The sequence below is a fragment of the Pseudoalteromonas sp. MER144-MNA-CIBAN-0113 genome, assembly GCF_040308965.1.
Classification (GTDB): domain Bacteria; phylum Pseudomonadota; class Gammaproteobacteria; order Enterobacterales; family Alteromonadaceae; genus Pseudoalteromonas; species Pseudoalteromonas tetraodonis.
The window spans coordinates 1-348 of the sequence record NZ_JBEOOG010000232.1 but is presented as its reverse complement, the minus strand read 5'-3'; the positions used below and the strand labels follow the sequence as shown (position 1 = coordinate 348).

Below are 348 nucleotides of genomic sequence, written 5' to 3'. Positions count from 1 at the left end.
ACGCTTACTTTACTTCCAGAGCGAATTTTTATTAGCCCCTCAGTAACAATTTGCTCGCCATCAGTTAGGCCTTCGTCGATAGCAACCCAGCCATTATTTCTGCTAGCAACATGCACTTCAATTTTATTAGCTATCCCATCTTGAATTTGAAAAACAAAGTGTTTGTCTTGCAAAGGTATAACCGCTTTTTCTGGCACCATTAAAGCTTGGTTGCTGCTTAGCTCAAGTGCTGTATTTAGTAACATACCAGGGCGAAGTAATCCTGATTTATTGGCAAAACTTGCTGTTACTTCAACACTGCGAGTAACCGAATCAATACGCGAGCTAATATGCGTTACCTTGCCGTTA

1 protein-coding gene is annotated in these 348 nt (G+C 40.8%); it reads right to left on the bottom strand.

Annotation, left to right across the window (positions count from 1 at the left end):
* Positions 1-348, bottom strand: a 348-nt coding sequence (locus AAEY57_RS19515) for an efflux RND transporter periplasmic adaptor subunit (RefSeq protein ID WP_350608606.1), incomplete at both ends; no start/stop codon positions are given.